17 protein-coding genes are annotated in these 13,082 nt (G+C 31.5%); 6 read left to right on the plus strand and 11 right to left on the minus strand.

Annotated features, from left to right (window positions below; genetic code table 11):
• Positions 1-229 precede the first annotated feature (229 nt).
• The gene (locus EP747_RS18745; protein ID WP_129691604.1) at positions 230-1,213 is read left to right on the plus strand and encodes a glutathione S-transferase family protein; all 984 of its coding nucleotides are present in this window, start codon (positions 230-232) and stop codon (positions 1,211-1,213) included.
• Positions 1,214-1,235: 22 nt separating this feature from the next.
• The gene (locus tag EP747_RS18750; RefSeq protein WP_129691605.1) at positions 1,236-1,751 is read left to right on the plus strand and encodes a GNAT family N-acetyltransferase; all 516 of its coding nucleotides are present in this window, start codon (positions 1,236-1,238) and stop codon (positions 1,749-1,751) included.
• 268 nt (positions 1,752-2,019) lie between these two features.
• On the opposite strand, the gene EP747_RS18755 is transcribed toward EP747_RS18750, so the two are convergent.
• Complete coding sequence (locus EP747_RS18755; protein ID WP_129691606.1) at positions 2,020-2,508, minus strand: DinB family protein; 489 nt, start codon at positions 2,506-2,508, stop codon at positions 2,020-2,022.
• A 183-nt stretch (positions 2,509-2,691) separates the two neighbouring features.
• Positions 2,692-2,904, minus strand: coding sequence for a hypothetical protein (locus EP747_RS18760; RefSeq protein ID WP_235832938.1), 213 nt, complete (start codon positions 2,902-2,904; stop codon positions 2,692-2,694).
• A gap of 240 nt (positions 2,905-3,144) precedes the next feature.
• Here EP747_RS18760 and EP747_RS18765 point away from each other — a divergent pair, with 240 nt between their 5' ends.
• The gene (locus EP747_RS18765; protein WP_129691607.1) at positions 3,145-3,669 is read left to right on the plus strand and encodes a GNAT family N-acetyltransferase; all 525 of its coding nucleotides are present in this window, start codon (positions 3,145-3,147) and stop codon (positions 3,667-3,669) included.
• Positions 3,670-3,844: 175 nt separating this feature from the next.
• On the opposite strand, the gene EP747_RS18770 is transcribed toward EP747_RS18765, so the two are convergent.
• A complete protein-coding gene (locus tag EP747_RS18770) occupies positions 3,845-4,039 on the minus strand; it encodes a hypothetical protein (RefSeq protein ID WP_088011853.1) in 195 nt (64 codons plus the stop codon).
• Between the two features lie 113 nt (positions 4,040-4,152).
• Here EP747_RS18770 and EP747_RS18775 point away from each other — a divergent pair, with 113 nt between their 5' ends.
• Complete coding sequence (locus EP747_RS18775; RefSeq protein WP_129691608.1) at positions 4,153-4,767, plus strand: LysE/ArgO family amino acid transporter; 615 nt, start codon at positions 4,153-4,155, stop codon at positions 4,765-4,767.
• 55 nt (positions 4,768-4,822) lie between these two features.
• Here EP747_RS18775 and EP747_RS18780 read toward each other — a convergent pair whose 3' ends face one another.
• The 6 genes from EP747_RS18780 to EP747_RS18800 form a co-directional block, all read right to left on the minus strand.
• Positions 4,823-5,518: a helix-turn-helix domain-containing protein gene (locus EP747_RS18780; RefSeq protein WP_129691609.1), complete on the minus strand. Its 696-nt coding sequence runs from the start codon at positions 5,516-5,518 to the stop codon at positions 4,823-4,825.
• A gap of 195 nt (positions 5,519-5,713) precedes the next feature.
• On the minus strand, positions 5,714-5,929 hold the full coding sequence (locus EP747_RS25245) for a protein tyrosine phosphatase (protein WP_328590745.1): 216 nt from the start codon (positions 5,927-5,929) through the stop codon (positions 5,714-5,716).
• A gap of 142 nt (positions 5,930-6,071) precedes the next feature.
• Positions 6,072-6,587: a YfiT family bacillithiol transferase gene (locus EP747_RS18790; protein ID WP_129691611.1), complete on the minus strand. Its 516-nt coding sequence runs from the start codon at positions 6,585-6,587 to the stop codon at positions 6,072-6,074.
• 76 nt (positions 6,588-6,663) lie between these two features.
• On the minus strand, positions 6,664-7,596 hold the full coding sequence (locus EP747_RS18795) for a manganese-dependent inorganic pyrophosphatase (protein ID WP_129691612.1): 933 nt from the start codon (positions 7,594-7,596) through the stop codon (positions 6,664-6,666).
• Between the two features lie 255 nt (positions 7,597-7,851).
• On the minus strand, positions 7,852-8,013 hold the full coding sequence (locus tag EP747_RS24360; RefSeq protein ID WP_165347146.1) for a hypothetical protein: 162 nt from the start codon (positions 8,011-8,013) through the stop codon (positions 7,852-7,854).
• A gap of 67 nt (positions 8,014-8,080) precedes the next feature.
• A complete protein-coding gene (locus EP747_RS18800) occupies positions 8,081-8,773 on the minus strand; it encodes an SDR family oxidoreductase (RefSeq protein WP_129691613.1) in 693 nt (230 codons plus the stop codon).
• A 107-nt stretch (positions 8,774-8,880) separates the two neighbouring features.
• On the opposite strand from EP747_RS18800, the gene EP747_RS18805 reads away from it, so the two are divergent.
• Positions 8,881-10,230 carry an MATE family efflux transporter gene (locus EP747_RS18805; RefSeq protein WP_129691614.1) on the plus strand — a complete coding sequence of 450 codons (1,350 nt, stop codon included), beginning with the start codon at positions 8,881-8,883 and terminating at the stop codon, positions 10,228-10,230.
• A gap of 47 nt (positions 10,231-10,277) precedes the next feature.
• On the opposite strand, the gene gpmA is transcribed toward EP747_RS18805, so the two are convergent.
• Positions 10,278-11,069: a 2,3-diphosphoglycerate-dependent phosphoglycerate mutase gene (gene gpmA / locus EP747_RS18810; RefSeq protein ID WP_129691615.1), complete on the minus strand. Its 792-nt coding sequence runs from the start codon at positions 11,067-11,069 to the stop codon at positions 10,278-10,280.
• A gap of 169 nt (positions 11,070-11,238) precedes the next feature.
• The gene (locus EP747_RS18815; protein WP_129691616.1) at positions 11,239-11,973 is read right to left on the minus strand and encodes a GntR family transcriptional regulator; all 735 of its coding nucleotides are present in this window, start codon (positions 11,971-11,973) and stop codon (positions 11,239-11,241) included.
• Between the two features lie 394 nt (positions 11,974-12,367).
• Between EP747_RS18815 and deoD the strand changes: the two genes are divergently transcribed.
• Complete coding sequence (gene deoD, locus EP747_RS18820) at positions 12,368-13,078, plus strand: purine-nucleoside phosphorylase (RefSeq protein ID WP_129691617.1); 711 nt, start codon at positions 12,368-12,370, stop codon at positions 13,076-13,078.
• Positions 13,079-13,082: the final 4 nt, after the last annotated feature.

Raw genomic sequence — 13,082 nt, forward strand, 5'->3', positions numbered from 1 at the left:
TACAAGTTTCTTTTGCTATATTTATTAATCTTTTTAAATATACCTCAAATTCGAGATAAATTCTAACAAAGTAGTATAACAGCGTTAACTAGTCATTATATGTATTTCGAGAAAAAATACATTTTCTGAATATTTAGAGTATAATAGAGTATTAGAATTACTTCTATGTTCCTCTTCAAAAATTCTAATCAAAAATATTATCCAAAGTAGTGAGAAAGGAAGTTTAGGTATGAATAAAACTAAACCAACTGAAGTAACAGTTGACGGTTTCTTTAAACGTCAGTTAAATCGTTTTTCTACACCATTTGGAAATAAACTAGGAGAACTCCCTGTTGAAACAGGTCGATATCGTCTCATTTGGTCAGCTGCTTGTCCATGGGCCCATCGCGCTGTTATTGTACGAAAAGTGCTAGGCTTAGAAAATACGATTAGTTTAGGAACCGTCAGTCCAATGCGTCCGAGATTGCCTCACTTGGATTGGGAATTTTCTTTGGATTCAGGAGGAGTTGATCCAATATTAGGCGTTCGCTATATGAGTGAAATCTATCAAAAATCTGATCAAAACTATTCTGGACGACCGACAGTACCTGCAATTATCGATATTAGTTCTGGTAAGGTTGTCAATAATGACTATTTTAGGCTAACAAATTATTTCGAAACTGTTTGGAAGCCGTATCATAAAAAGAATGCACCAGATTTATACCCAGTTTCCATCCGCCAAGAAATTGATGCGTTAAACGAAATCATATTCACTGATGTAAACAATGGTGTATACAAATGTGGTTTTGCACAATCCCAGAAAGCTTATGAAGATGCTTATGAAACGTTATTTAATAGATTAGATGAGCTAGAGCAACGCTTATCTAAACAACGTTTTTTATTTGGTGATAAAATTACTGATACTGATGTTAGGTTATTTACAACACTTGTACGGTTCGATGCTGCATACTTTACAGCCTTTAATACGAATCGAAATTTAATACGAGAGTATAAAAACTTATGGAGCTATGCACGAGATTTATATCAAACACCAGGGTTTGGGGATACTACTGATTTTGATGCGATTAAGCGACACTACCATTTATCGATTACCATTTCGCCCGACAAGGAAGAACCAAAAGTCTTACCAAAAGGTCCAGAACTTACGATTTGGAATTCGAAACACAATCGAGAAGATTTAAGTGGACAAAAAGAAAAATTCCTCATTCATTAAAGCAAAAGGAGATGCAATCGAAATGGTAAAAATAGAAATTTGTAATGCCGAAAAAGAGATGTTTCAGTCCATTCGAGAACAAAGAATTAACGCTTATTATGAATACGTGAACTTATTACCAGTTAATCATTGGAATGCTTTAAAGAATTCCTTATTCTCGAATGTTGATGAACAAGAAGGTGTGGAAATAATTGTTGCCACGCTTCTAGGAAAAATTGTCGGAAGTGTTGTTTTATTTCCTGCAAAAACAAATGCCTATGAAGGTTATGTCGACGAGCTTGATTACCCTGAAATACGAATGCTTGCTGTAGAGTCAGACTATCGCGGTCAAGGAATTGCTTCTGCGCTAATTTCAGAATGTATTAATCGGACTAAGGCAAAAGGATTCGATGCGATCGGATTACATACTGGTGAATTTATGAAAAATGCCATAAGTTTATATGAAAGTATCGGATTCAAACGATTGCAGAAGTTTGACTTTGAACCAGCAAATGATGGGATTATCGTCAGAGCTTATCAGTTGAAAATTAATGAATAAGATTAGATTTTAAAATTAGAAAAAATCACATTTAAAGGGCTGTCCAAAAATTCACCACCTGCAAACAGCCCTTTTTAGTTTATTCATATGTAGTATTAAAAAAACAAAGAGCCCTTTTATTTTTTAGCAACATATTTACTAGGTGGCAAAATAAGATTATCAGCAAAAAAAAATCGACTAAAGAGTCGACCTACTAAATTAGCTATTCATTTCTTCTACAGGATAAATTATTCCCATGAAATGTACAAATGAGTGACGTTTCACTTACTTATTTTTTATTCGAAATAGAAGCTAGTCCTCGTCCTATTAAGTTCGCAGAAATAGGTTTTTTACCTAATTCCCTTGCCCAAATTGATAATTGTCCGATGTGGTGAATTTCGTGAGCGATAACATGTCGCATGATTTCTCCCCAAGTATCCGTCAAAACTCTACCATCTGGAAGTGTATCGTAAAATAATTGATTTTCCATACGATTATCCCACTTGTTCACAAAGTTCTCGACTTCGATATGAAATTTTATATCTAATTTTCGAACCTTTTCCAAGCTATTATACTGTTCGAAATTCTCTTGAAAATCATCCTTACCTTGCAATAAGCGGATCCAACTCCACTCCACATCAACAATATGAAAAAGAGTATGTAAAATACTTCCCATTCCACCCGTTCGTTTTCTAAGAAGCTCCTCTTCACTTAACTCTTCACACCAACGATACCAATCTTCTCTAACCACCCAGTTATATTTAAAAAAAGTCTGCAAAAAAATCCTCTCCCCTTTATTAAAAAATTAACCAGTAAAATATACAACTATTAAAGTTTTCCTGTTAATTAAAGTAAATTACTAATATATAAATAATTATATGTATCCATGCCCATATTTTACACAAAAACATTAAACAACTCTTGTCTCCAGCTAAGAATATAAGAAATCCAAGTGCTTATATTACTGTGATGATATAACTTTTACTAGCTGAGGCATTATTGAACCGAGATGTTTCGAATATTGGAGTTGAATGACAGCATTACTATGGAAACTATTATAATCTTCTAAAATGATTTTATTATCTTTCATAATGATTAAAGCTGAGCCTGAACTTTGATTGCGTACTTTTATTTCTTCAACCCAGTTAATGATTTTATTGAATTTATCACACATATTCTTAAGCCACCTATCATTCATATAAATCTTTAATTTCAACAAAAAATTAGGATTTTCTTGTCCAAATAAAGCTGCATTGTAATTCACCTATGTAATTCTACTTTTTAAAACACATCAAATGATTTTGTGTTAAGCAACTCTCCTATTTAATTTGTGTTAATTAATCAGAAATATCATCTTCACTTAAGAATACTATCTTATTATGATGCTTTTTAATTTAAATTTGGAGTGAATTAGTTGTCAAAAACAGATGAATCAAACATTTTAATCGAGCCTTGGAACGAAGCAGATCTTAATTTACTTCTGTCATCAAATACGAATAGTATGATGAAATATCTTGGAGGACTAGAAAGTTTGAACCAAATTATGAGTCGGCACAAGCATTATCTTGAAATGAGTAGAATAGGTACAGGACAAATGTTTGCAATCATTTTACTTCCGTACAGAACAAAAATTGGAACTGTTGGCTACTGGGATCGAATATGGGATGGTAAACTTGTTTATGAAATTGGTTGGAGCATTTTACCACAATTTCAACGAAAAGGTATAGCAACAATTGCAGTAAAAAAAGCTATTAAGAAGGCTCAAAAAGAATCAAAGCATAAATATATTCACGCTTTTCCTTCTGCTAATAACATTCCATCTAATAAAATATGTGAAAAATTAAATTTCAAGTTTATTAAAAAATGTAATTTTGAATATCCAATCGGTCAATTTATGGTATGTAATAATTGGCGACTAAAGACAATAAAGAAAAAATGAAGTTAAGTCTAACGATGGCTTAGCTTTCTTTGTTTGAACCAAATTCCTTTTAGAACCCGTTATGTTTATCTATAATTCTAGTATTCTCACTAATTTTTCAATATAATAAGTAGATGATTTGATTACGCAAAAAAAGCTGATTCCAATTTAATATTGGCTCAGCTTTAAGTATATTTTATTCAAAATAAAATAATGAATCGTGAGAAGTATTTGTCTGATAGTAATTTACTAAATCTTCTACAGAGATCCCTCTAATTTCAGCAATATCATTAAAACTCATATCATAGTGATATGACAGTTCATGTAATGATAATGCTGGATTATTCGCTAATAATTCATAATCAGGTAAATTTTCAAATTGTTGTGACATACTCTTCACTTCCTTTTACAGTTTCTTACTATCCTTTCCTAAAATTTACAAATTTAGTCAAGATTCGTAAAAAGAAATGAATTGTACATAAAAATGATTAGTTAGGTGGTTCTATGATTCAAACTATTTTACACGCTGCTTTATTATCTTTTGGATTAATTCTTCCTTTAGGGGTACAAAACGTCTTTATTTTTCAACAAGGTGCAACTCAAAAAAGATTTATTAATGCACTTCCTGCTGTAATAACTGCATCGATTTGCGATACATTATTAATTACTTTATCTGTTACAGGGGTTTCAGTGCTAATTTTAACATCACCTTATTTAAAAACCGCTCTTTTAAGCTTTGGCGTTTTGTTTTTAACATATATGGGCTGGCAAACATGGAAAGCTAAATCTTCAAAAGTAACTACAAGTCAGGAGCATTTTTCAGTAAAAAAACAAATACTGTTTGCTACATCAGTTTCACTTCTAAATCCTCATGCAATTTTAGATACTATAGGAGTAATTGGAACAAATTCACTTCAATATGATGGAATTGAAAAAATTGCTTTCTTGGTAACTTGTATTGCAGTTTCGTGGATCTGGTTTTTGTCACTCGCAATAGCCGGTAGAACGGCTGGAAAACTTGATCAATCAGGTAAATTTATGCTGATTATTAATAAAATATCGGCTATCATAATTTGGTGTATTGCAATTTATCTAATTAAAGGTATATTAGCTGGATAGAAAATGCAGTTAATGGATATATCCTGAATCCTGCATTTTAATTTTTTCTATAAAATTAGAAAAAGTGGAAAGAAGACAATGTTAGAAAAGCTTCTATTAACCTCAATAATTTCTCTTTTTCTTCCTCGTTTAGCATTGAATTAGCTTTACGTATGAGGTTCATACCTTCTATCCAATCATTTTCATCCATTGGTACATACCCAGCTAATTGAAACAACTGCATAACAGGAACACCGAGTGGTTCTGCCAACTTTCGTATAATTTCAGTTGATGGAATACCTCTTTTACCATTCTCAATTTGTGAAATATATGAATGGGATACATTTGCTTTTGTTGCAAGGCATTTTATTGATAGTTTTTTTTGTAATCGTGTCTGTCTAATAAATTCAGAAAATATTTTTGAACGTTCCTCAATAATTTTATCCTTATAGACCACATCTATTTTCAGATTACCTTCCATTTCTTTCTTTCCAAGATTGAGTACTTCTTCTGAAATGTTTCGTAAAGGAGTTTTCAATCTTTCAGGTGCATTAATAATATAAGCACACCAAATTAATTCTTCAGCATTTCCACCAGTCACTTTTGCAATCGTTCTAGTTAATTTTTCCTCAGGTGGAGTCAACTTCGCATTTTGTAATTTGCTTAAATAGCTCTTGTCTTTTGAAAAACCCAACTTATTTAATTCTTTGGCTATATCAGTCAAACTTAAATTTGAATTTTTAATATATTGCCTTAATAATTTGTAGTACATACTCACACCTTTTTCTTATTTTGTTCTATTTTTATTTTTATGTGTACAACATGTACTTTGACACAGTTGAAAATTGGGTTATTTTGGAAATTTCTATTTTCATGACGAAATGCTTAGTAACTCACCTACCAAATAGGTAAAATGAACTAAACCCACTCTTTTGCTGAGTGGGTTCCTTAAAAACTTATAAATTTTTTACGCTTCCTGCCCATTTACCTGAATTATTTCGGATACTCTATTTTGGAGAATTTCAATTAATACTTCGTCCATAAACTGATAGTCATCAGCTATATCTAGATTGATAATCTTTTTTTCATAAAGTAAATCACCGAACTTATCGCGAATTCTTCTTAAATGTTTTTTCTCCATTACAAAAATAATATCTGCCCAACCAATATGTCCCTCTGTCACTTTTATCCTGGCACCAGCTTCTGTCCCTGCTGATCTTGCTTGGTAGCCATTATATAAGTGAAAAATTTTTTCTGCTGTAGGACTTCTCCATTGATTTTTGCTACAAATGAATAATAATTTAATTCTTCTTCACACCTTACTATTAATTATTTTTCACTAAATAAATATGAGCCAAGTGATGTTCAGTATGCCAAGCATATAAAGCTAAGATGAAATCTATACTAATATTGATTTTAAGCTCAGGGTGATAACAAGTTCGATTAAACTCTTCCTCTGTTAGTGATTCAAGTAAAACTACGTAACGTTCGTGAATACCTTCGATTATTTTTAAAGAACTATGAAAAGCAAAATTCGAATCACTTAATGAAATCCATGCATTTTCATCATATGCTTTGATAGTAGGATTTTCTTCAGTTAAAGCTAATTTAACTCTAATAAGGCTATTCATATGGCTATCAGCAACATGATGAATAACTTGTTTTGGTGTCCAACCACCATCACGATAAGGTGTGTTTAATTGTTCTTCAGTAAGTGATATGATTGCTTCTTTATATTTAATAGGAGCATCTCTTAGAATTTTAATAAATTCTTTACGTTGTTGATGAGTGTAGCTTGATGGTAAAGTAAATCTGCCAATCGGATATTTTAAATTTTCCATTTCAAATCCCCCGTTTATTAGCTATTTATAAAAAAACAACAAAGCCTTTCAAAAGACTTTGTTGTTAAATTACTAATTAAAGTGTATTAAATGTTTCAGTTAATACTGGAACGATTTGTTTTTTACGAGATACAACACCTTTTAACAAAGCAGTGTTGTTTTCTAAAGTTACATTGTATGCTTTTTCAACTGCATTAGATGCATTTCCTTTTGCAACTGCGATCGAGTCGTTTGTTAAAATATCAGTAACAACGAATAAGAATAAGTCTAATCCTTTATTAGCAACGATGCCGTCAAGTACATTTTCTAATTCAGCTTGACGAGAAAGTACGTCATTTGTATCAACTGCGTTTACTTGCGCGATTTCTACTTTATAGTTACCCATTTGGAATTCCTTAGCATCAAGTGAAACTAAAGACTCTATCGATTTATCAGCTAGATTTGCACCTGCTTTTAACATTTCCAGACCATATTCTTCTGCATTTACACCTGCGATTTCTGCAAGTTCTTTTGCAGCAGCAACATCTTGATCAGTACAAGTTGGAGATTTAAATAATAATGTATCAGAAATAATTGCTGAAAGCATTAGACCAGCAACTTCTTTCTGAATTTCGATATTATTTTCTTTATACAATTTGATTAAAATTGTAGCAGTACATCCAACTGGCTCACAACGGTAGTATAAAGGATCGCTAGTTTCAAAATTAGCAATACGGTGATGATCAATAACTTCAAGTACACGAACTTGTTCGATATCATCAGCACTTTGTTGACGCTCATTATGGTCAACTAAAATTACATTATTTGTTTCAGCTACAACTTTTTCTACTAAACGTGGTGCTTCAGATTTAAACGTATCAAGTGCAAATTGTGTTTCTGCACTTACATCACCTAAACGAATTGCTTCAGCATTTTCACCTAATGCCTTTTTTAATTCTGCATATGCAATTGCAGAGCAAATTGTATCTGTATCTGGGTTCTTATGACCAAAAACTAGTACTTTTTCCATCAAAAATTCTCCTAACTATATCTTGTTTTTCATTTTTTTATGTATTTTAATGCCAGGAATTGGCTTAAATATAAAACGCTTCAATAATAATACCATATCAAAATAAAAAAAAATAGCCAAAATGGCTATTCTTTACAGTTTGAAGTCAAAGTCAAAAAAACATGTCAATGAGACTAATTGAAAGCGCTTAATTTCCAGGTCACTAAGCCTACTCATCCTATGATACAAAACAAGTCTTTTCAAACAAAAGTTTATTTAATCTTCAGCATTTTTATATGACATTGTTTCCGTAATCGGTTCACTTTTTGGTAACCAATCGATTGGAATATCATCTGCAGCTTTATGATCTTCAAGTAATAATTCGTCAAAATTATTTTGATTTGATTCAATTGATTTGTGCTTTTTTGATTTGCTCATCTATTATACCTCACTTAGTCCTTAATGATTTGGATATAGTTTGTGTAAAAGGCGGCTTCGTTAATACTTATTTTATGTTTTTTATGATAATTTCAGGTATGGATATATTTTTGCGTGGTTTTATATTTTCAATTATGATTTCAGCTATATCTTCTGGATTCATCATTTTTGAAGTTTTATCTTCATCAAAAATACCTGCCCAAAAATCTGTATTCATTCCGCCCATATATGCTGCAAACACCGAAATTGGCGTTCCTGTTAATTCAACAACCAAACTTTCGGTAAAGCCTTTAACTCCGAACTTACTTGCGCAATAAACTGATTCAGTTGCTTTTCCAATTAGACCTGCAGTAGAGACAATATTAACGATCGTTCCACTATTTTGTTTTTTCATTTGTTTTAAAACTTCTTGTGAACAGAAAATGGTTCCCTTTAGGTTAATATCGATCATATTATGTACTGCTTCTTCATTTAATTCTTCTGCAAGTTCAAAAATTCCAACACCTGCATTATTAAATAATAAATCAACTTTTCCATATGTTTGAATGATTGTATCGAAGACTCTTTTTACATCTTCATGTTCTGAAACATCAACAGTATGTATTGAATAATTGTTAGGTAATTGTTTACCAATTTCTCTAAGTTTACTTTCAGTTCTTCCTAATAAACAAATGTGATCTCCATTCTCAGAATACTTTTTAGCTAATGACGCTCCTAATCCACTTCCTGCGCCTGTTATTATAATAACTTGATTTCCCAATCTTAGACCAACTTTCTTTATAAAATATTTATCCGAATAATTTCATTATAGCTATTAAACCAAAACATGATACAATTGTAAAAGTGTTTGTTTAGGAGGTCGATAAATTGAATACTACTAAAACGGATAAAATATCACGCTTTTTTAAACTACTACTTCCGATTTTAATCACTCAAGTGACATTATTTTCGATGTCATTTTTTGATACAATCATGTCTGGTAATAGTAGTCCAGGGGATTTAGCAGGGGTTGCGATAGGTGTTAGTATTTGGACTCCAATCAGTACTGGGTTAACTGGCATTTTAGTCGCAATTACGACAATGGTTGCCAATTTAAATGGTGCAAAACAGGATGAAAAAATAACGCCTCTTGTTATGCAGGCACTTTATTTGGCTGGGATTATTGCAATTGTCATTATTATTATTGGTATATTTTCAATTCATCCAATCTTAAATCATATGAATCTTGATCCGAAAGTTCATCGTGTTGCTCTTCATTTCTTATTCGCATTATCATTTGGAATTTTACCTTTATTTCTATATACAGTCATACGTCAGTTTATTGATGGTTTAGGTAAAACTAGAACGACTATGGTCATTACAGTTATTTCAGTACCAGTTAACGTAATTTTGAACTATTTCCTTATATTCGGTAAAGCTGGTCTTCCACGTTTAGGTGGCGTAGGTTCGGGGGTAGCGTCTGCAATAACGTATTGGATTATTTTTGGAATTGCTTTTTACATTATTAAAACTAAAAAGCCATTTAGCACATTCAATCTATTTAAAAAACTTCCTCCAATTTCATTTGCAACTTGGAAAAGTATTTTAAAATTAGGAGTTCCAATTGGACTTAGTATCTTTTTTGAAGTAAGTGTATTCTCGGTCGTAACATTATTATTAAGTGAATTTGATACTGAAACCATTGCTGCACATACAGTGGCAATGAATTTTGCGAGTCTTCTCTATATGGTTCCATTAAGTATTTCGATGGCTTTAACAATTGCTGTCGGCTATGAAGTTGGAGCGAAAGAGTTTCAAAATGCAAAAGAATATAGCAAAATTGGTTTAGTAATGGCAGTTTCAATTGCTTCATTTTTTGGTATCATCATCTATTTATTCCGATATGATGTAGCTGGATGGTATACAAATGATCCATCTGTACAAATTTTGGCAGGCGGATTCTTAATCTTTGCAGTCATGTTCCAACTATTTGATGCAATTGCTGCGCCAATCCAAGGTGCATTAAGAGGTTATAAAGATGTGAATGCCACGTTAATTATGATGATTTTAGCTTATTGGGTAATAGCATTACCAGTCGGGTATGCACTCTCTAATACAAATCTTGGTGCAAAAGGATACTGGGTTGGATTAATTGTCGGTTTAGGAGTGTCAGCACTAACATTATCTTTCCGATTAGTACAACTACAAATAAAAAAACTAAAGTTATCTGAAGCATAATGAAAAGGATGGGAAACACAATTGCTCAACCCATCCTTTTTTGTATCTTACTCATCTTGTATTGTTATATTAGGATGATCATCATCCAATTGGTCAAGTAATTCGCTAGGGATATGTTTTGGAATTACATCGGGTGGAAGTTCACCATCCATACCTAAATAGTAATGTCGAATAGGCTTTAGTTCGTTAGTCAATTCATAGACTAAAGGAATACTTGTTGGAATATTAAGCGAGGCAATTCCGTCAGCTGAGACTTGATCTAAATATTGCACGATTCCCCTCAAAGTATTTCCATGTGCAGATATAATAACCTTTTTGCCTGCTTTCAATGCTGGTACAATTTCTTCATCCCAATATTTTAATACTCTTTTTTCTGTATCCTCTAAATTTTCAGTAAGCGGGAATTCATCTTTTAACAAGTTTTTATAACGAGGTTCATTTATTTCATATCTTGGATCATCCGGTTTTAGAGCAGGTGGTCTAACATTCATAGATCTTCTCCAAATATTAACCTGTTCTTCACCATATTTTTGGGCTGTTTCGGATTTATTCAACCCCTGAAGTGAACCGTAATGCCGTTCATTTAATCTCCATGTCTTATAAACAGGAATCCACATCATATCAATTTCATTTAAAATAATCCATAATGTACGGATCGCTCTTTTAAGTACTGATGTATAGGCAATATCAAATGTAAATCCATTTTTTCTTAAAACGATGCCAGCTTCCCTTGCCTCGGAAAGTCCGCTCTTCGTTAAATCAACATCAGTCCAACCTGTGAACCGATTTTCAACATTCCATATACTTTGTCCGTGTCTGATTAATACAAGTTTAATCATATTGCTCTCCTTTAAAATCAACTAAATATGATATAGTTTGTTGAAATGTTCATAATTTGATTCACAATAGATTGGAAGAGCAAAATCTTATGTAATTAAAATTCTCAATTAAAAACTGTCATACTTCACCTAGTTAACAATTCTTTTTTTACAAATACTACTTTTTCCACTATTTGTTTATTCGATTTATTTTTATTGAGCTAAGTTCTATTGGAATATAAATCTTATTTTTAAGTACAATATTCCCCATTGAATCATATAGGTTTTCAATTAGTAAAACGAATAAATTATTAGTTGAACGTAATTCATAGTTTGAAGAAGGAAGAACTGATTCTGTAAATTTTATTTCGATTGTTGATGAATGTATTAACTTATAAATATCTTCTTCAAGTATTTTTAGTACACTCTGCTGGTCACCTAAGTTCATTTGATATTGGGAAGCTGTCTCACTTGGGAACATTGTAAAAACATGGGCGACAATTTTATTTTTAGATTTGTACCATCTATTAAACCTGATCATCACTGCCGAATCTTGATTAAATATCTTTTTAACATATTCAAAGTCATCTGAAAAACTAATTTCTAAATAAGCATCTACATCATCAATTGTTTCTGTACAACATTGAAAAACTGTATTATCTATTTTTTCTAAGCCAACACTTCTTAAATTCACATTTTGTTTTATGAAGTTACCTTGTCCATGGATTGTTTCAATATAACCGTCCTCTTTTAGTAAACCCAATCCTTGTCTTAGGGTCATTCTGCTAACATTCATCATCTTAGAAAGTTCTGGTTCAGAAGGAAGCTTACTTCCAATTGGATAGACTCCCTCATTAATTAGTTTAAATAGTTTTTCATAAACCCCTACGTATAAAGGTAATTTTTTTTTATTTTCAACGGACATATCAACACTCCTTATAAATATTATATCGAGTTATGAATTATTCGCAAACTTGTCTGTTAAAGTGGAAACGGTAAACACGATCATTTTTCTTTTAAATAACGTTCCCTGAAAATTTATAAGTATTAAATATAGAGTGCTTAGTTTTCTATTGATTTCTATATTTTGTTGAAATATAATTTAGTTGAAGAAAAATAGACAACTATGTATACAACTATACTTCGTAGTATTAATTTATCATTATTTTGAATAAGTTGTTTTGTTTTATTTTGTAAACGGAATCATATTAGGAAAGAATGATAACCTACAGATAATTTAACATGTGAAATGAGTAAGAATATTAGTTGTATAGGATTAGTTAAGTAAATTTTTAAAATAGAAATGGAGAGAAAATAATATGACAACGCCACATAATACAGCCAAATCAGGAGAAATTGCAAAAACAGTTTTAATGCCAGGGGATCCACTACGTGCAAAATTTATTGCGGAAACATATCTAGAAAACCCAGTACAATTTAATACTGTACGTAATATGTTTGGCTATACAGGAACATATAAAGGAAAACAAATATCTGTTATGGGATCTGGTATGGGCATGCCAAGTATAGGAATTTATTCATACGAATTATTTAAATTTTATGATGTAGAAAATATTATCCGAGTAGGTAGTGCAGGAGCTTATACAGATGAACTAAACATTCACGATATTGTGCTTGTAGATAGTGCTTGGAGTCAATCTACATTTGCAAAGACTCAAGCAGGCGTAGAAGGCGATATTCAGTATCCTTGTGAATCATTAACAAACAAAATTGAAGATACTGCAAAGCAGATAAATACTCCTTTTATTAAAGGAAGAATACATTCTAGTGATGTTTTTTATTATGAAAGTTCAGTTCCAAATTTTGTTGATTTTTATAAAGAGCATAAGTGTATTTGTACAGAAATGGAAAGCTATGCACTATTCCATAATGCGAAAGTCTTAGGAAAGAAAGCAGCTTCTTTACTTACTATTTCAGATTCTTTAGTTACTCATGAAGAGATTAGTGCAGAAGCAAGACAAACTTCATTCGATAAAATGATGAAACTTGCATTAGAAGCTTGTTTATAAAATA

The sequence above is a fragment of the Gottfriedia acidiceleris genome (genome assembly GCF_004138285.1).
Lineage (GTDB): Bacteria > Bacillota > Bacilli > Bacillales > Bacillaceae_G > Gottfriedia > Gottfriedia acidiceleris_A.

Bases quoted from the DNA above. Each gene is read 5' to 3' on its own strand.
- EP747_RS18790 (WP_129691611.1), bottom strand. From the start codon at position 6,587: ATGGAAAATTTAAAATATCCGATTGGCAGATTTACTTTACCATCAAGC.
- EP747_RS18815 (WP_129691616.1), bottom strand. From the start codon at position 11,973: ATGTCCGTTGAAAATAAAAAAAAATTACCTTTATACGTAGGGGTTTAT.
- EP747_RS18795 (WP_129691612.1), bottom strand. From the start codon at position 7,596: ATGGAAAAAGTACTAGTTTTTGGTCATAAGAACCCAGATACAGATACA.
- EP747_RS18760 (WP_235832938.1), bottom strand. From the start codon at position 2,904: ATGTGTGATAAATTCAATAAAATCATTAACTGGGTTGAAGAAATAAAA.
- EP747_RS18750 (WP_129691605.1), top strand. From the start codon at position 1,236: ATGGTAAAAATAGAAATTTGTAATGCCGAAAAAGAGATGTTTCAGTCC.
- EP747_RS18775 (WP_129691608.1), top strand. From the start codon at position 4,153: ATGATTCAAACTATTTTACACGCTGCTTTATTATCTTTTGGATTAATT.
- deoD (WP_129691617.1), top strand. From the start codon at position 12,368: ATGACAACGCCACATAATACAGCCAAATCAGGAGAAATTGCAAAAACA.
- EP747_RS18745 (WP_129691604.1), top strand. From the start codon at position 230: ATGAATAAAACTAAACCAACTGAAGTAACAGTTGACGGTTTCTTTAAA.
- EP747_RS24360 (WP_165347146.1), bottom strand. From the start codon at position 8,013: ATGAGCAAATCAAAAAAGCACAAATCAATTGAATCAAATCAAAATAAT.
- EP747_RS18770 (WP_088011853.1), bottom strand. From the start codon at position 4,039: ATGTCACAACAATTTGAAAATTTACCTGATTATGAATTATTAGCGAAT.
- EP747_RS18780 (WP_129691609.1), bottom strand. From the start codon at position 5,518: ATGTACTACAAATTATTAAGGCAATATATTAAAAATTCAAATTTAAGT.
- gpmA (WP_129691615.1), bottom strand. From the start codon at position 11,069: ATGATTAAACTTGTATTAATCAGACACGGACAAAGTATATGGAATGTT.